Source organism: Marinobacter sp. CP1, assembly GCF_001266795.1.
GTDB classification, from domain to species: Bacteria; Pseudomonadota; Gammaproteobacteria; order Pseudomonadales; family Oleiphilaceae; genus Marinobacter; species Marinobacter flavimaris.
In genome coordinates, this window is the sequence record NZ_CP011929.1 from 2,874,883 (window position 1) to 2,891,268 (window position 16,386).

At 57.5% G+C, this 16,386-nt stretch carries 14 protein-coding genes; 6 read left to right on the forward strand and 8 right to left on the reverse strand.

Annotation, left to right across the window (positions count from 1 at the left end; translation table 11 throughout):
• The first annotated feature begins 5 nt into the window (after window positions 1-5).
• From ACP86_RS13310 to ACP86_RS13325, 4 genes are read left to right on the forward strand one after another with little or no spacing between them, the layout of a single operon-like run.
• Entirely contained in the window at window positions 6-722 is a 717-nt protein-coding gene (locus ACP86_RS13310) for a 3-deoxy-D-manno-octulosonic acid kinase (RefSeq protein ID WP_053114328.1), read from the forward strand.
• Window positions 719-1,837: a glycosyltransferase family 4 protein gene (locus ACP86_RS13315; RefSeq protein ID WP_050898251.1), complete on the forward strand. Its 1,119-nt coding sequence runs from the start codon at window positions 719-721 to the stop codon at window positions 1,835-1,837. The genes ACP86_RS13310 and ACP86_RS13315 overlap by 4 nt, the downstream gene beginning before the upstream one ends.
• A complete protein-coding gene (locus ACP86_RS13320) occupies window positions 1,838-2,917 on the forward strand; it encodes a CDP-glycerol glycerophosphotransferase family protein (RefSeq protein ID WP_053114330.1) in 1,080 nt (359 codons plus the stop codon).
• A gap of 34 nt (window positions 2,918-2,951) precedes the next feature.
• Window positions 2,952-3,998: a polysialyltransferase family glycosyltransferase gene (locus ACP86_RS13325; protein WP_053114332.1), complete on the forward strand. Its 1,047-nt coding sequence runs from the start codon at window positions 2,952-2,954 to the stop codon at window positions 3,996-3,998.
• Here the strand turns inward: ACP86_RS13325 and ACP86_RS13330 are convergent.
• Genes ACP86_RS13330 through ACP86_RS13340 form a run of 3 tightly spaced genes read right to left on the reverse strand, consistent with a single transcriptional unit; the run spans window position 3,957 to window position 8,283 of the window.
• The gene (locus ACP86_RS13330) at window positions 3,957-5,966 is read right to left on the reverse strand and encodes a glycosyltransferase (protein WP_053114334.1); all 2,010 of its coding nucleotides are present in this window, start codon (window positions 5,964-5,966) and stop codon (window positions 3,957-3,959) included. The genes ACP86_RS13325 and ACP86_RS13330 overlap by 42 nt on opposite strands.
• A complete protein-coding gene (locus tag ACP86_RS13335) occupies window positions 5,960-6,865 on the reverse strand; it encodes a lysophospholipid acyltransferase family protein (RefSeq protein ID WP_053114335.1) in 906 nt (301 codons plus the stop codon). Before ACP86_RS13335 ends, ACP86_RS13330 begins: the two co-directional genes overlap by 7 nt.
• The gene (locus tag ACP86_RS13340; protein ID WP_053114337.1) at window positions 6,862-8,283 is read right to left on the reverse strand and encodes a mannose-1-phosphate guanylyltransferase/mannose-6-phosphate isomerase; all 1,422 of its coding nucleotides are present in this window, start codon (window positions 8,281-8,283) and stop codon (window positions 6,862-6,864) included. The genes ACP86_RS13335 and ACP86_RS13340 overlap by 4 nt, the downstream gene beginning before the upstream one ends.
• Window positions 8,284-8,415: 132 nt before the next feature.
• Between ACP86_RS13340 and ACP86_RS13345 the strand changes: the two genes are divergently transcribed.
• Window positions 8,416-9,210, forward strand: coding sequence for a glycosyltransferase family 2 protein (locus ACP86_RS13345; RefSeq protein WP_053114340.1), 795 nt, complete (start codon window positions 8,416-8,418; stop codon window positions 9,208-9,210).
• Between the two features lie 23 nt (window positions 9,211-9,233).
• Here the strand turns inward: ACP86_RS13345 and ACP86_RS13350 are convergent, their stop codons facing one another.
• Genes ACP86_RS13350 through lpxL form a run of 4 tightly spaced genes read right to left on the reverse strand, consistent with a single transcriptional unit; the run spans window position 9,234 to window position 13,388 of the window.
• Window positions 9,234-10,289, reverse strand: coding sequence for a glycosyltransferase (locus tag ACP86_RS13350; protein ID WP_053114343.1), 1,056 nt, complete (start codon window positions 10,287-10,289; stop codon window positions 9,234-9,236).
• A complete protein-coding gene (locus tag ACP86_RS13355) occupies window positions 10,286-11,401 on the reverse strand; it encodes a glycosyltransferase family 4 protein (protein WP_053114344.1) in 1,116 nt (371 codons plus the stop codon). The genes ACP86_RS13350 and ACP86_RS13355 overlap by 4 nt, the downstream gene beginning before the upstream one ends.
• Window positions 11,398-12,393, reverse strand: a complete 996-nt coding sequence (locus tag ACP86_RS13360; protein ID WP_053114346.1) for a mitochondrial fission ELM1 family protein — start codon at window positions 12,391-12,393, stop codon at window positions 11,398-11,400. Before ACP86_RS13360 ends, ACP86_RS13355 begins: the two co-directional genes overlap by 4 nt.
• Window positions 12,394-12,440: 47 nt before the next feature.
• A complete protein-coding gene (lpxL, locus tag ACP86_RS13365; RefSeq protein WP_075267653.1) occupies window positions 12,441-13,388 on the reverse strand; it encodes an LpxL/LpxP family Kdo(2)-lipid IV(A) lauroyl/palmitoleoyl acyltransferase in 948 nt (315 codons plus the stop codon).
• 121 nt (window positions 13,389-13,509) lie between these two features.
• Here lpxL and waaA point away from each other — a divergent pair, with 121 nt between their 5' ends.
• Window positions 13,510-14,763, forward strand: a complete 1,254-nt coding sequence (waaA, locus tag ACP86_RS13370; RefSeq protein ID WP_053114348.1) for a lipid IV(A) 3-deoxy-D-manno-octulosonic acid transferase — start codon at window positions 13,510-13,512, stop codon at window positions 14,761-14,763.
• 48 nt (window positions 14,764-14,811) lie between these two features.
• Here the strand turns inward: waaA and ACP86_RS13375 are convergent, their stop codons facing one another.
• Window positions 14,812-16,215: a TolC family outer membrane protein gene (locus ACP86_RS13375; RefSeq protein WP_053114350.1), complete on the reverse strand. Its 1,404-nt coding sequence runs from the start codon at window positions 16,213-16,215 to the stop codon at window positions 14,812-14,814.
• Window positions 16,216-16,386 lie beyond the last annotated feature (171 nt).

Here is a 16,386-nt window from a genome sequence, read left to right on the forward strand (position 1 = left end):
CCAGCATGGTGGAGTCTGAAATCTGTATCCGGGAAAGGGCTTCGGCAATGCTGATTCACCCGGATTACGAGGGCAGGGTTACCGAGGACTGGTTCAATTCCGCCTCTTGGGGCAATCAAGCCCGCCCGGTAAGCAGCGGGGGCCGCGGCGGCGCCTGGTTTTTGCAGGCCGGAGAGGACAGACTGGTGCTTCGAGAATATCGCCGGGGCGGGTTGATGGCGAAATTTGCGCGATACGCCTATGCCTTCACCGGCGAGGAGCATGTGCGGTCCTTTGCAGAGTTCCGGTTGCTCAACAAGCTGGTTAGCCAGGGGCTTCCCGTACCCTGTCCTGTTGCGGCCTGGTATCGGAAACTGTCGCCAATTCAGTATCGGGCCGCCATCATCATTGAACGGTTGGAGAACACCACGCCCCTGGCTGACCTTATCTCGGAGCTGGGCAATGAGGCGTGGACGTCCATTGGAGAAACCATTCGTCGATTTCACGACGCCGGCGTCATGCATGCGGACCTGAACTGCTTCAATGTACTGGTCCGGGGCAACGAATACTTTCTGATTGATTTCGACAAGAGCAGGTTGATGACTGGCAGTGCCCCGGCGCGCTGGAAAGAGGCCAATCTTGATCGCTTCTCGCGATCGCTGGTAAAGGTGGCCGGAGAAGACGCACGGGCAAAAGCCTGGAGTTATTTCATGAACGGATACAACAGGGGAATGGCCACTTGACCAATCCACAACAGGGCGGATCGCTTCCGTCGATACTTTGTCTTACGGATGCCTGTGATCGTCCGGAGACTGAACTCTTTATCGGGCTCAGAAAGGCCGGGTTCGACGTCGACGTCATGTGTAACCCCAAGGGTCGGAACTATCAGCGTCTTGTCGACGAGGGCATGGTTGCCTGCCCCATGGCCTTGAAGAACCGCTTTGACAAAGAGGGCACCGAGTCCATCCGCCAACAACTGGCCAAGAAAAACTACGAGGTCATTCACGCTTATAATCCCCGGGCCCTGGCCTGCGGATTACGGGCTTCCCGGGGCACGGATATCAAGATCGTCGCCTATCGCGGTGTGATCGGTAACATCAGTTTTCTCAATCCGGAATCCTGGATTACCTTCCTGCATCCTCGCGTCAGCAAGATTGTCTGTGTCGCTGATGCCATCAAGGATTACCTGGCCAGCCTCCGGTTTCTGTGGATGCACATTCCTGAACGGAAGCTTCAGAGAATCTACAAAGGGCACGACCTGGACTGGTATCAATCGCCCAAGGCCGACCTGACACAGTTTGGTGTTCCGGAAGATGCCTTCGTGGTGTGCTGCACCGGGAGAAATACCCCGAGAAAAGGCTTCGATGACCTGATTGAAGCGATCGATAAGCTGCCTGAGGATGTAGATATACATTTGCTGCTGGTGGGAGACGTTATTGATAACAAAGAGATTCAGGCGCAGGCCGCTGCCACCTCTCACCCCGAGCGGATTCACTTTACGGGTTACCGCAACGATGCGCCGGCCATAGCGGCGGCCAGTGATGTGTTTGTGCTTCCCTCGAAGGAAAGGGAAGGTCTGCCCCGTGCGGTCATCGAGGCGATGGTCTACGGAGTGACGCCGGTAGTGACCAGTGTTGGCGGTATGCCGGAGCTGGTGGAAGATGGCGTCAGCGGTATTGTGGTTGAACCGAAAAATGCTCCCGGGCTTTCAGCGGCTATTGAGCGGCTTTACCGCGATCGTGAATTGGCGGCCTCTCTTGGGCAGGCTGCGAGGCAACGGATAGCCCGGCATTTTCACACCTCACAGACCGTCACTGAGACGGGTGAGCTATACAAATCGCTGACGGGCAGGGCTTGAATGCGCCGGTACCTGTTTTTTGTAAACCAACCCTATTCCTATTCAATACTGCGACCGCTGCAGGAAGAGATACGGCGCCGGGGCGATGAGGCTGCCTGGTTCGTCGCCGGGTGCTCAACAGCTCCACTTCAGGCCGATGAGCGCCGTCTCGTTTCCGTAAAAGAGGTCATGGATTACAACGCGGATGCGACCTTCGTTCCCGGTGATTGGGTGCCTTACTTTTTTCCCGGAATCAAGGTTGAGGTATTCCATGGCATGGCGCGCAACAAAAGGGGCCATAGCAGCGAAGATGAAAGTGACCATTACCGAATTCGGGGATGGTTTGATCTTTACTGTACGCATGCCCTTAAAGACACGGAAAAGTTCCGTGAACTGGCCGAGCGGTACCAGCATTTCGGGGTTGCTCACACAGGTTGGCCAAAGCTCGATCCATTGCTGTCGCGGAATGAAATCGGGAAGAGAAACCGTCTGGAAAATGAGTTGCCGGTTGTTTTTTACGCTTCAACGTTCAGCCGGTCCGTTACGTCAGCTCCGGATTTGGTGGAGAAGATCGGCGAGCTCTCCAGAAGTGGTCGCTGGAAGTTCATTGTAACGCTTCATCCGAAAATGGATCCCGCGGTAGTGGATCAGTATCGCAAGCTGAGTGGCGAGAACCTTCGTTTTGTCGAGAGCGATGAAGATCTGCTGCCTCTGCTGCCGCAGGCTGATGTGATGCTCTGCGACACCTCGTCCATCATGTTCGAGTTCATGTTCCTGGATCGCCCGGTGGTCACATTCAGAACCAAAATGCCGGGGCCTTATCTGATCGATGTCCAGGAAGTGGCGGGCGTTGAGAAAGCTCTGGAAGAGGCGGTGCAGTATCCCGATCCGCTGATGAAAGAAACGCGAGCTCTTTGCGACCAGTTGCACAGTTTCCGGGATGGTCGTTCCAGCAAGCGGGTTCTTGATGCGGTCGAGGATTTCCTGATCAACAAGCGTAGCCAACTCAAGCCAAAGCCGATAAACCTTTTGCGCAAACTGAAAGTCCGGCGCCGGTTGCGGAAGGAACTTGCACGCATGGCACCGGAAAGCTCAGGGTAGACCAAGTGAAGATCCCGACTAGGAAGCGAACGATTTGATCAGCGCCGCAAGCCCAACCAATGTCTTTGTTGCGAGTACGCCCCTGCAACTGATCAATTGCTCCGAGGCTCGTTACCTCTATGGCTGCAGCGCTGAAACAACACTTCTTGTCATTGCCAGGCCTGATAACCGGGAGACCGAGGAACAGATGGCCTTCCTGGCCGAGGCTCTTGGCTGGCAAGGCATTGAAACTATCTATCTGAAAAAAAGTTCCTTTTACCTTCGTCTGGGTGCGGTTGCCAAGAGCCTTTCACGACGCCACATTGAACGGCTATTTATCGGGAACAAATCCAGTTGGATCCACGAAGTATTTTATCGGGGGTTCGATAGCGAGCAGCTGATTTTCGTGGATGACGGCCTGGCGACAGTGACGTACTACCATGCCATTCACGACGAGGGTATTGCCTCCCGGATTTCACCAGCAAAAAAACGGCTTCTGAGAACCATGGGAATCCGGATTCATCGCGTGGTTCCGGAGGTGATCGCTTTCTTCACGTTTTTTCCGCTACCGAGCTCAGAGCTTGTTCAGGTACAGGTTCATGATTTTCCGGTGTTTCGCAGCACCTTCAAAACCTCTGACCGTGATAATACTCAGGCCCCTGTGGTCGGTTTTCTTGGACAGCCCTTTGGTGGTGAGGATCGGCCTCAGCAATTGACACTGCAGATTCAGCACGTGGTGGAACGTCATCCTAATAGCCGCGTGGTGTACTTCATGCACCGAAAGGAAAGCCGGGAAGAGTTGGAGGCATTGTTGGCAGAATTTCCGCTCGAGATACGGCAGGCCGGTCGTCCGATCGAGGTCGAAGTGGCTCTGTCCGGGGAAATCTATCTCGCTTTCTACAGCTTTACTTCAACCGCTCTTTTTACCCTGAAAAAGATATTCCCGGAAATCCAGGTATTCCAGATCGATGATACCTCTATGGGTGCCCGGCTCCCATACTACGACGAAATAAGGCGTATGTTCAGGAGCGTCGGCGTCGAAACGACGTTCCTTCGTAGGTCAGGACTTTTCAAAGCGGGCCGGCCGGTCCAGCGTCCATAATCCGGCATACTTGTTGAACGTTACCTGTGCGTACGTCACAGCGGTAAGATAGCCCACAGCACCGTCCAGAAACCCGAACCGAATAAAGTACACCTGCACGAATGTCATCAGGCCCCGCAGGGTGGGGTAGATCATGGTGCGGGTCTTCTTGCCTTTGCGATGTTTCTCCAGTGAGCCAAGCCAGGCGTACTTGGCGCTTTTTTCCAGCGAGTGGCCGAAATCCCTGTGTGTATAATGTGTCAGGCGGCCCCTTAGGGTTTTGATCTTGCGTCCGGACGGAATCAGTATCCGCTCGTGTACGAGGGCGTCCGAAAAGCTTACTCCCTCGCGACGGAACAGCCGGAGGGGGGCTCGGCCGCTGCGCCCGAAATCCAGGCGGCTGCCGTAGATCGTTACGGCCCAGGGAAGCTTGTACGCGTCCGCGTCAGGATCTACCAGGTGATCGTTGATCTCCCTTGCCAGCTCGGGTGTGACACGCTCATCGGCATCCAGTGACAGCACCCACTCTCCTGTCGCTTTCTCGAGAGCTCGCTGTTTCTGGATGCCAAAGCCAGGCCAGTCTGTGACTTCGACAACATCTGCAAGCTCTCTGGCCAGTTCCACCGTTCTGTCAGTACTGCCGCTATCCAGAACGATAATTTCGTCGGCAACCAGCCTTGCGGACTTCAAGCAGTCGGTGATGTGGTCTTCTTCGTTTTTCGTGATGATAGTGGCAGACACCTTGCGGGCCCTGTTTCGAACATAGGACGCACTCAGCTCTGTAAACATGGCCGAGGCGATGGAGCTAACAGCCAGCAGATAGAAGGTGAGGAACAAAGTCCGATTGAAGGTGGCTTCGGTCAGGCCAAAGAAAAAGTATCCAAGGGATACCATGCAGCCAGCCGCCGCAAGGTGCGCCGTGGCTGCGTGGCGGCTGGACAGGTTTCTGCCAAAGATGGCCAGCGGAATGAAAATAAGCAGGGCCCAGCTGAGAATGCCGGGAATACCGCTGGTTGCGGCATTGTTCAGCAGATCGTTATGCGCATGCCCCGTGCAACAGTCCAGGAAATGCTCTGGCAGATTGCCCGCGGCAACTTCCGATTCTATGCGGTGGGTATAGCCACCAAGGCCAGCGCCCGACCAGGGGCTTTCTCTGAGCATGTTCAGCGCCTGCCCCCAGACCTCCAGGCGAATTTCCATGCCGGAGTCCAGTTGGCCATCATGTAGCAGTCCATTGAGCGAGCTGGACATGCGGTCGCTGGTAATAATCGCGCCGGCGACGAGCATTGGCACAACAATCAATCCGGCAATTCGAAGTCTTTTACCGACTAGTGGTACCAGCGCAATCAGAAGGAAGGGTAGAGCGACCAGATTGCTGCGGGTTTCCGACAACATGGAAATGAGAACGGCCGCCGTTCCACCGATAAAGAACAGTACCGCCAGGCCCCCCCGTTTTTCCCGGACAAAAAACATGGCAGCGACGATCGTCAACATGCCCCCCAGGAGGGCGAGATTGCCAAAGCTGATAGGGTTGATTCCACCGCCAAAACGGGAATTCAAGACCTGACCAAGCGCGCCCTGGCGGGCAGCAATGGTCACCAGAAAAATCCCGATGACAGACACGGCCACCAGTCCGATGGCGGCGAAAGTCGTGCGGGCGCCAATCCGTGCATAGCTGATGGCAACAATCAGGGGCCAGAACAGGATGAACCGGGCGTGCGTGCCAAGGGTTTTTCCACCCTCGTAATCAAACCCTTCAAGGGCCCAGGACAGAAAACTCACCAGCACGAAGAACCAGAAGGAAAAGTGAAGCAGCCTGAGCTCTTTGGGTTTGTCCCAGCCGTCTTTATACAAAGATTTGCGGGCACTGAGCACCATTCCGGCAATCGCAAGCAAGAGAGTCGCGCCGGCCAGGATGCTTGAGGACAGGAGCGCGCCGCCGAGCCCGATGATCAGCAGCGCATGAAAGGCGAGTCTGGGGTTCAACATACTCGGTCCGGATTATAGGGGTTGATTTCGCCGGGCGGCCGATGGCGCATACGCTTGTATTCCCATTGATACTGCTCGGGGATCTCTCGCACGCATTGCTCAATCGCCTGATTCATGGCACTGGTCGCGGCAACAGGATCCTTGTCACCGAGGCCCGGGCCGGTCTCACGTACAACGATCCGGAACCCGGAAGCGTCGTGCAGGCGCTCGGCATAAGTAATCAGCACGTTGGCACCGGTGCGCTGAATCAGCTTGGATACGAGAGTCATGGTTTTCACTTCCATGCCGAAGAAAGGCGCAAAGGCGTTGCCCTTTCCGCGGGGCGACTGGTCCGGCAGGATTCCGGCAACCCCGCCTTCCCGAAGAATCGAGGCGAGCCTGGCCAGGCCGCGGCGGTCGCCCCGGACCAGCTCCGAGCCAAGTCGCCCGCGTACCTTGATCATGTAGTCCTCGAACTCGGGCATATTCGGCGGACTATAGAGCGCTGCCATTTTGTAGCGTGAGGAAAAGAACAACCCGGCCAGCTCCCAGTTACCGAGGTGCGGCGCCAGGAGAATCAGGCCTTTGTCGCCGGCCATGGCCTCGTCGATAAGATCCAGGCCTTCGGTTTCCCGGATCAGGCCAAGGCATTTCTCCACCGGCCACTCCCACATCAAGGGCACCTCGAGCATGGTCATGCCGGTCTGGGCCAGGGATCTCTTTGACATAACCGCGCGTTCGGTGTCTGAAAGTTCGGGGAAGCAAATGGACAGGTTAATGTCGGTTACCTGGCGAGATTTGGTGGGCAATCGCCATACCAGATAACCGACGAAACGACCTACCCTCTGGGCACCGGCAAGGGATAGCCAGCCGGCAATCCTGAGCAGCCCGGCGATGATGAAATACTTGAGCTTGCTCATTTCCTACCGTACCGATCCTCGTAACGAACAATGTCGTCTTCACCCAGGTAAGAGCCGGACTGAACTTCGATCAGTTCCAGGTCGATGACGCCCGGATTCTCCAACGAGTGCACCTGACCAACCGGAATGTAGGTGGACTGGTTCTCGGTGACCAGGTAGGTTTTCTCGCCGTTGGTGACCCGGGCCGTGCCGCTTACCACGATCCAGTGCTCGGCGCGATGGTGATGCATCTGCACGGAGAGCTTGGCGCCGGGTTTCACAGTGATGCGTTTGACCTGATAGCGGGCACCGTTGTCGATGGAATCGTAGACGCCCCAGGGGCGGTAGACTTCCCGATGGTTCATGTGTTCGTGGCGGCCATCGGTTTTTATCCGTTCCACCACGGTTTTGACGTCCTGAACACTGTCTTTATGGGCGACCAGCAGGGCATCCTTGGTTTCGATAACCACCAGGTTGTCCACACCAACGGTGGCCACCAGCCGGCTATCGGCACGGATCAGCGTGTTGGCGGTGTTATGGGTGATCACGTCGCCGGTCAGGCTGTTGCCGGCCGCGTCCTTGTCACTGACTTCCCATAGCGCGGACCAGGAGCCAATATCGCTCCAGCCGGCATCCAGGGAAACCACGGCGGCCTTGTCGGTCTTCTCCATGACGGCGTAGTCCACCGAGTCTGACGGGCATTCGGCGAAGCGTTCGGCGTTGATTCGCGTGAAGTGCAGGTCATCGGCGGTGTCTGCGATGGCGGCACGGCACGCGGCCAGGATATCAGGGCGATGGGCTTCCAGCTCCTCGAGGTACTGACGGGCACCAAACAGGAACATTCCGCTGTTCCAGAGGTACTCTCCGGAATCGAGGTAACCATTGGCGGTCGCCTGGTCCGGCTTTTCGACAAACTTGTCCACCAGGTAGCTGTCAGGGCCCAGCTCGGTGCCACGATGAATGTAGCCGTAGCCAGTTTCAGGATGGTTAGGGACAATGCCGAAGGTGACCAGCTTCCCTTCCCGCGCCAGCGGAATGGCTTTCTTCACCCCTTCCTGAAAGGCGGTGACGTCCTTGATCAGGTGGTCGGCTGCCAGCACCAGCATCAGGGGATCATCGGCACCGTTTTCTGCAGCCTCGGTCAGCTGCAGCGCTGCCAAGGCAATCGCCGGCGCCGTATTCCGGCCACAGGGCTCCAGAATGATCCGCGTATCCTCGTGGCCGGATTGCCGCATCTGTTCCGCAGCCAGGAACCGGTGTTCCTCGTTGCAGATCAGAAGAGGGTTTGCTGCGTCCATGCCCTCAAGCCGCGCAACGGTGGCCTGCAACATCGACAGGGGGCCGTTGGTCAGTTTCAGGAACTGCTTCGGATTCAGCTGGCGCGACATCGGCCAAAGGCGTGAGCCGGTACCGCCAGCCATAATGACGGGGTGAATCATCTGTACACTCCGGGCTTGAGTTAGAGAATGCCAAGAAAAACATCGAAATCAGGCGCGTCATCTTATCATAAGGCAACCATGATATTGTTCTGATCAGACCCTAAACCGATGGCCCTGATAACAGGAATTTTGATGAAGTTACCGTTATCTGTTTATTACATCACCCAGGACGAAGAACTGCGACTGCCAGAGTCCCTGGCAAAGGTTTCCGGCTGGGTCGATGAGATTATCGTAGTTGATTCCGGGAGCACTGACCGAACCCGCGAAATTGCAGAAGCGGCGGGAGCTCGGTTTGTTCATAACGACTGGCAGGGGTTTGCCTGCCAGAAAGCCTTTGCTGCAAGCCTTTGTCGTAATGACTGGGTGCTGGACCTGGATGCGGATGAGGTGCTATCGGACGAGCTTGTGGCCAACATCCAGGACCTGTTTTCAAAGCCGATTGACCCGGCCATTGCGGGATTCCGGATGCGCTGGGTGCTGTCCCAGCCGGATCCCCGGCATCCGTTCCGCCATGATAAATCGAAGAAGATCCTCAGGCTCTACAATCGTAACAAGGCAGTGATTGAGCCCGAAAAAGACAGCAACAATGACCGGCCGCAGGTGAAGGCTGGCCGGGTTGTGGATTTAAAGGGCGATGTGTTGCACCGCACGCTGATTTCTCTGGAGCAGATGGAGCGCAAGTACTGCCAGTTGTCGACGGAGCAGGCCCGCTTTATCGCCGCAAAGGGACGGCGAATTTCCAGCCCCCGCCTGTTTGCCGAGTTTCCCTTGAAGTTCCTGAAATATTACCTGCTTCACCGCCAGATCCTGAACGGTTGGTTTGGTCTGAGCGTTGCCATTACCGCAGCCAACAGGAATTTCATGCGCCTGGCCAAGGCTCGCGAGATGCAGATGCTATCCGAATTTGAGAGGGAAAATACACGCTAGCTCTCAGCCCAATACAGCGGACATCAGGTGCCTCGTTGCTCGCCCATTGCCCTCAGGTATAGCGCTTCCGTTTGCTCCGCCATGGCGTTGATCGTGAGAGTTTTACGGGCAAATGCTATTGCGGGCTGCTCACTCTGTTTCAGTGTCTCCAGATCAGCGAGCGCTCGCGCTATCAGTTCGGCAAGGTCCTGATCCCGGTGGCCTGCACTGAGAGACGTTTCTGGAAGAATATCCCGCGGTCCGGACACCGGAGTGGAGACCACGGGGCAACCATTGAGAAGGGACTCCGCCAGTACGTAGGGAAAGCCTTCCCGTTCGGAGCTGATCACCGTCAATTCGGCCCTGTCGTAGATGGGCGCCAGATTCTCCCGGAACCCTGCGAGGGTTACCGAGGTTTCCAGTTTCAACTGGCGAATCAAGTGCTCAAGCCGTGATCGCTGGCTGCCTTCGCCAAAAATGGTCAGATGGTAGCGATGTGCCGAATCGCCGAGCATGGCCCAGGCTCTGATCAGCGCATCAAAACCTTTGACGGATTCGAGTCGTCCGACGGCGATTACATTGGTGACTCCCGGCGGTAGCTCCGGGCCGTCGTCTGTTGTTGTTCGTTCGCTCCCGGAATCCACGCCGTTGTAGATAAGGTGTTTTCGGGGGTGTCGCAGAGTAGCCAGAATCCTGGGGCTTACGGCAATGACCTCATCAAGTCGATCAAATGCCTTATGGTTGGACTTGGTGCCGTGCACCGTGCCGATTCGCACGCGGACAAGGTTTCCGGTTTTCGCCGCGAGTTGTGCAGCCTTGTTGCCTTGGGCGTGCAGAATATCAGGTGCTATTTCTCGAAGTCGCCGGCGGAGGGCCAGTTGGAGCCAGAGGTTCCGTCGCCCCAGTTGAACGGGCAGCGCATGAAAGTGGATGCCGGAATGAAATCTATCCCGGTAGTCTTTGTGAGCCACTACATGGACGCAATGCCCCCGTCTGGCCAGGTTGGCTGCCAGATCGGCGGTGTGTTTTTCCATGCCGCCCCAGGTTGTGCCGGGCGTGGCAATCAGAAGGGCGATCGTAAATCGGGGCGGTGAGGTCATGATCGACTTGCGGCATTCTGAAGCACCGTCTCGTAAACGGCCAGGCTCGCTTCTGTTTGTGCCTCCAGGCGGAACCGGTAGGGGATCTCAATGGCCGGAGGCCCGGCATCCAACATCCGGGAAACGGCCTTTGCGAACTCCTCCACGTTATCCGGCGCCACCAGGCCTTCCCGGAAGCACGCCTGCAGTGTTTCCGCCGCCCCGCCACGATTATAGGCCACGACCGGTGTTCCCGAAGCCAGGGCTTCGGTCACTGTCCGGCCAAAGGGTTCCGGTTTGGTGCTCATATGGCAGACCACATCGGCGAGCAGGTACAGCGTGGTCATGTCATTGCGCTGGCCGAGAAAGCTGACCTTGTCGGTCAGGTCCAGGCGTGCCCGCTCCTTTTCCAGTTCATCCAGGAAGTGCTCTTTGCCGGGCTCCGCGCCACCGACAATGATGCCATGGCAATCGGGCCGCTCGCGCACCAGCTTCGCCATCATGGCCAGGAAATCCAGTTGGCCTTTCCAGCGGGAAATCCGTCCGGGCATCATGATGATTTTCTTGCCGGCAAGCTGCGGATACTGACGGAACCAGCGGTCCAGCCATTGCTGGCTAAGTTCACGTTGGTGGAACGCATCCACATCGACACCACGCTGAATAACCGTCAGCTTCTCCGCCGGAACGGGGTAGTTGTTCATCACGTAGTCCCGCACACACTGGGACACAGCAATGATGTGATCGGCGCGGGTCATGATGGCGCTGTAGGGTGTTACCGAATACATGCCGTGGAATGTGGACACAACCGCCGGGCGTTCCCGTTTCGGGATGCTTTTCAGAGCCAGGAAGATAATCCAGGCGGGCATGCGCGAGCGGACATGAACGATGTCCGGCTTCAGTTCAAGAAGCAGTTTTCGCATCGGCAGGATTTGCCCGAAGGACGCCGGATTTTTCCGGTGAATCGGCATGAAAATATGCTTTGAACCCTGTCCCCGCAGTTGTTCCGCCATGGGTCCGCCCTTGGAGACGACAAAGGATTCGTGGCCGCGTTTGACGAGGTCTGCAGCGAACTCTACGGTACCTCTTTCTACACCGCCGCTGTACAGCGCTGGAAGTGCCTGAAGAATTCTCAAGGCTGGGCCCCCTTGGGCAGGCGTTGATTGGTTTTGTGGCTCTTTGGCAGTAACCCGTTTTCGATGACCCATAGGGCTGCGCGATTGGCTTCCCAGAGCGACTGGTTGTGGTCGGCCCTGCCGGCCATGACGCTGGCGTGATCCGTCCACTTGGCAACATAGCCGTCCCGGACCAGCCGTTCCACTCCGTCCACGACCCGGCTGCCGGGTCTCGCCGCCAACTCGAAAAGGCCCGTTGGCACTCCGGAGGTTGCCGCCTCGCAAACCATGGACATGCTGTCGGGAGTCACCCAGACCGCCCGTGAGGCGGAAAGTTGATGGCTTAGCCAATCCTCGTGGGTCTGCTGGGGGTGAACAACGGTGATCCGCACTCCGGCCATGTCGTCGAGGCGGTCCTGCAGGGGCTCCGGTGTTCGCCGTGAGGTGCTGATGGTCCAGCGCCAGTCAGGGTACTGACCGATCAGGTGGGATATCTGGCCCAGGACGACATCGTCGTCCCAGTCGAAGTGCGGCGAAGGCCCGCCTATGAGTAATAACGCTTCCCGTTTCTCGGTGATTCTGGCCAGGGGTGTGATGGTGTTCAGAACGCCTTCGGTTAACAGCACCCGCGGGCCTGGTTGGACGCGATCATGGGCTGGAATCAGGGCGCCGCTGACCAGAGACAGCGGAAACGCGGGCTTCATGATGACCAGCGTTCGGGTCCCGCGACGTTTTCGCAGCGCAAGCAGTAATCGATGCGTGCCGGACCCTGCCGCGACGACAAGATCGGGGCGAGGCAGTGACGCCTCCATACGTGGCGAAGAGGCCAGCAATGCCCGCCACAGAGGTACCTCTACGGTGGAGGCATCAACCCAGTAGGTGCTTGCTCCCGCCAGGACGCGAAGCCGGTTGCCAAGCCCCTTCAGCTGATTCCGGTGACCCGGCTTGTTGTCGGTCAGAAGCCACACCACCGGAGTGGATGCATCCTGCGTTCTGGGCTCGGGTTTGGCCATGGTGTTCCGGCATGTATTGCCGGCCTCCGTGTTGCCTGAGTTCGTTATTACCGGCGTTTGTAGAATCCCGGATCGTTCTCATCAGGGCGGGTCTTGAAGCGCCGGTGCATCCACAGATATTGATCCGGGGCGCGCCGCACTTCTCGCTCGATAGTCTGGTTGATCAATGTTGCATCCTGAAGATCGTCCCCGCTGGGAAAGCTCTCAAGGGCAGGATGGAAGTAGATGTCGTAACCCGGACCATCGTCACGTCGGAAATGACTGAACGGGACGACCTTGCAGCCGCTGCGCTCCGCGATCCTGGACGTAGCGGTAATCGTGCCCGCCGGTATTCCGAAGAAGGGCGCAAAGACAATATCCTTGCGGCCGTAATCCTGATCGGTGGCATACCAGACGGCCCGGTTTTTCTTAAGGCTGCGAAACAGGCCCCGGAGGTCCTTGGCGCCGAGCACGTTGCCATACCGGCGTTCACGGGCTCTCGTCATCACGGCGTTCATCAAAGGGTTGTTATGGTCCCGCTGCATCACGTCTGCTTCAATGAACTCGGTCACCAGGCTCCCGCCCAGATCCAGAGTGCTGTAATGGCCTCCCAGTAATAAAACGCCTTTGCCCTGCGCCAGAGCATGCTCGAAATGCTCAAGGCCATGGACCTGTGTGATGCCTGTCAGTTTGGCTGGATCGCGGAACCAGGCGATGCCAATTTCCAGCAAGCCAATACCATTGGCAATAAACGCTTTCCGAACCAGCGCAGATTGCTGAGCGGCCGTGAGTTCCGGGAAGCACAGCCGAATGTTCACCTCGGCGATGTGCCGACGTTCCCGGGCAAGGCGGAACGCCAGCAGTCCCGCCAGTTTGCCCAGCCACCACTGAACGCGTATTGGCAGCCGGGACACACACCACATCAAAAAGACTCCCAGCCAGGTGGGCCACCATCGGGGATGGCGGTAGGCCGAGTAATCCGTGTTTCGCGGTATTTTGCGGTATTTCGTTTTCACGTAAAGCCGGTCCTGCAAAGTCTGAATCGATTGATGGTGGCACAATGGCCCGAGCCATCAATCGGAAGCAAATCAATAGGTTTTGCGCTATGATAGCGCACTGTTTTGCCCGGAGTCCTGTGTGCTGCAATTTATCTATTCCCAGCTTATTAGGCTGATTCTGCCGTTCATTCTGCTGCGCCTGTGGTGGAACGGACGTCGAGCTCCGGAACTCAGGCGCAACTGGTACCAGCGCTTGGGCATTGTGCCCCGGGCTAGCGGCAGGGTTGTGTGGGTTCATGCTGTCTCGGTGGGTGAAACCATAGCGGCAGCGCCCATGGTTCGACGATTGCTGGCCCGGAACCCGGGTATCACCATCCTGATGACAGCCATGACCGACACCGGCCTGGCCCAGGCACGCAAGATGTTTGGTGATCAGGTGCAGTACGCCTACGCACCCTATGATACGCCGGGCGCCATCCGGCGTTTCCTGGATCGCGCCAGCCCGCGAATACTGGTCATCATGGAAACCGAAATCTGGCCGAACATGATTCGTCAGTGCCGGGCTCGCCGGGTTCCGGTGTTTTTGATCAACGCCCGCCTGTCAGAACGATCCGCCCGGGGCTATGAGCGTATTCGCGGCCTCGCAGCCCCAATCATGCGCAGTATCAGTTGGGTGGCGGCCCAGGCAGAGAAAGACGCCGAGAGGTTTCGGCGAATTGGCGTTGCGCCTGAGAAAGTGGCCGTAACGGGTAGTGTCAAATTTGACGTTGATATCCCTGAAGATGTGCGAGCTGCGGCTATGGCGCTCCGACAGGAGCTGGCGGGGCGGCCAGTCTGGATTGCCGGCAGCACCCACGGCAGCGAAAACGATCAACTGCTGGCGGCTCATGGAAAAGTTTTGGCAGAACATCCAGGCGCTCTGCTGATCCTGGTTCCGAGACACCCCGACCGCTTTGAGCCTGTGGCAGAAAAAGCGGTCAAGGAGGGGCTGACTCTGGCCCGTCGCTCCCTTGGAGAGGGCCCTGCCCAGGCCCAGGTGTATCTCGGAGATACCATGGGGGAGCTGATGATGCTTTACGGCGCCAGTGACCTGGCCTTTGTAGGCGGCTCACTGATCGAGCGCGGCGGCCACAACCCCCTCGAACCCGCCGGATGGGGTATTCCGGTGTTTTCAGGCCCGCATATCTTTAATTTCGAAACTATATACCAGAGCCTGCTGAATGACCGGGGCGTTAAACTGGTTACCGATGCAGATGATCTGGCCGCTCACGTGTCGTCTCTTTTTAGTGACGGTCAGGAACGTGAAGCGATTGGTCAGCGAGCCCTGGAAGTGGTGAACAAGAACCGCGGGGCGTTAGACAAGGTGGTTGATGGGATTATTGAGCGGGTGTGATACATCCGCCCAAAAGATGCGGGCGAGCCTTCGGGCCCGCCCTGGTGGTTACTGGGTAGGATCGTCCAAGGTTTTCTTCTCGTTGGCCAGCGCCCCGATGCCGGGTGCAGCGGCGCTCAGCCAGTTGTTCAGGTCGATCAGGTCCCGAGGGGTCAGGGTTCCGGCGGCCTGTTTGAGCTGAAGCGAGTTGATCAGGTAATCATAGCGGGCGTTGGCGTAATCTCTCAGGGCTACGTAGTAGGCCCGTTCCGCATCCAGTACTTCCACAATATTGCGCGTTCCAACCTCATAGCCGGCGCGGGTGGCGTCGAGGGCGCTGCGGCGAGAGATGATGGTCTGTTCCAGGGCGGAAGCGGTCTCTATATTGTTGTTGACCGTCAGGAACAGGCTCCGGGTATTCACCCGTACGTCCCGGCGCACCGTATTCAGGTCCTGTTCGGCGGCGGTGAGCAGCGAGCGCTGTTCCCGGACGCCGGCCTGGGTGCCGCCGCCCGTGTAGAACGGGATGGTCAGTGACAGTGAGACAATCGATTGGTTGCCTTCTTGCTGAGTAAAAAGGGCGTTCTCCAGACTGGTTTCCTGGTAGGAGGCGCTCAGCTCAAGAGTTGGTAAATGATCAGACTTTGCCGCTTTCAGGCTGGCTTCGCTGGCACTGAACTGTCTCTGGGCCGCCTGAATGGACCAGTTCTGCTCCACGGCGGTTGTTTCCCAGGAAGTTGGATCCATAGGCTCCGGGCGCCCGAGCGGAAAATTCTGCCTGAGATTTTCCATGGCGTCCGGATATTCTCCGGTTAACCGGGCCAGTTGTTCTTTGGCCACATTGAGGTCGTTGTCGGCGGCGATGCGCTGGCTTCTGGCATCGTCGTAGCTGGCACGCGCCTCATAGACTTCGGTGATGGCAATGAGCCCCACGTCAAACCGTTCCTGGGCCTGTTCGTACTGGCGCTGGATGGCCGTTTCAGTTGCTTTGGCGGTTGTGACGGTGTCTTTGGCGCGCAAGACATCGAAGTAGGCGGTTGCTACATCAAGAATCAGCTGTTGCTGGGCCAGGTTGTACTGGGCCTCGGCCGCCTCGGTCTGGAACTGGCTGGCCTCATAGCTGAACCAGTCTTGAGCCCGGAACAGTGGCTGAGTCAGTTCGATTCCGTAGCGGTAGGTGCGATAACTGTCTCCCGAGAAGAGTTGCCGCGTCAGTTCATCGGCGTTTGCCCCCCCGGGTATATTCCTGGGCTCGAAACTTGTGTAGCTTGCTGACCCAACCGCCGAGATTTTGGGCAGCAGGGCGCTCTTGCTGACATCGCTGGTTGCCTGCTGTGCCTGGAACTGCGCCAGGGACGAGGCAATGCCGGAGTCATAGGACAGTGCCTTTTCATAGGTTTCCATCAGATCCAGAGAGAACGCAGGCTGGGCTGCGAGCAGGCTGATCAATCCTGGAAGTAAACGCTTATTCATTGCTTCTCCTGACAAACTATCTCCGGGTATCCCTGATCTGGATAGGGGGTTCGGAAGGCATGTATTCAAGGTATGGGCCGGTGCCGACGGTGACCCAAAGGTATTGGTTGCTCATTATGGACAATAAACGCCTCCGCCTCTACACTTGCAGAGTTCACTCATTTTGTGAGC

Coding starts and splice junctions, on each gene's coding strand:
- ACP86_RS13360 (WP_053114346.1), bottom strand. CDS start 12,393: ATGGCCAAACCCGAGCCCAGAACGCAGGATGCATCCACTCCGGTGGTG.
- ACP86_RS13340 (WP_053114337.1), bottom strand. CDS start 8,283: ATGATTCACCCCGTCATTATGGCTGGCGGTACCGGCTCACGCCTTTGG.
- ACP86_RS13330 (WP_053114334.1), bottom strand. CDS start 5,966: ATGTTGAACCCCAGACTCGCCTTTCATGCGCTGCTGATCATCGGGCTC.
- ACP86_RS13350 (WP_053114343.1), bottom strand. CDS start 10,289: ATGACCTCACCGCCCCGATTTACGATCGCCCTTCTGATTGCCACGCCC.
- ACP86_RS13345 (WP_053114340.1), top strand. CDS start 8,416: ATGAAGTTACCGTTATCTGTTTATTACATCACCCAGGACGAAGAACTG.
- ACP86_RS13310 (WP_053114328.1), top strand. CDS start 6: ATGGTGGAGTCTGAAATCTGTATCCGGGAAAGGGCTTCGGCAATGCTG.
- ACP86_RS13335 (WP_053114335.1), bottom strand. CDS start 6,865: ATGAGCAAGCTCAAGTATTTCATCATCGCCGGGCTGCTCAGGATTGCC.
- ACP86_RS13375 (WP_053114350.1), bottom strand. CDS start 16,215: ATGAATAAGCGTTTACTTCCAGGATTGATCAGCCTGCTCGCAGCCCAG.
- ACP86_RS13320 (WP_053114330.1), top strand. CDS start 1,838: ATGCGCCGGTACCTGTTTTTTGTAAACCAACCCTATTCCTATTCAATA.